This is a genomic window from Oleiphilus sp. HI0128, from assembly GCF_001635365.1.
Genome location: NZ_LWGG01001026.1, coordinates 1 through 293 on the forward strand (window position 1 = coordinate 1; position 293 = coordinate 293).

1 protein-coding gene is annotated in these 293 nt (G+C 32.1%); it reads right to left on the reverse strand.

The genetic code is table 11. The features are described 5' to 3' along the window. Positions 1 to 293, reverse strand: a 293-nt coding sequence (locus A3763_RS28800; protein ID WP_197482947.1) for a hypothetical protein, incomplete at both ends; no start/stop codon positions are given.

Genomic DNA, 293 nt, shown 5'->3' on the forward strand with positions numbered 1-293 from the left:
CGATTCCATAATTCATATTATTTTCTGAAAGAAAACTTTGAAACCCATCATCATCGCCAAGTCTATTAGAATAAATTGGCTCATTGCCATCACTCGTATGATCTTTAAACACTGACAAATCATAATCAATCAAAACGATATCTTCGAAAATATCACCTAAACGATCTTCAATTTCGTTAATCGCGGAGATGATTTTTTGATCAGGTTCAACCCCACCATTTGAAACGAAATATAATGGTATTTTTGAATTGGTATCGTATCTAATAATTCCTTCACTCTGAAAATTGAAACCT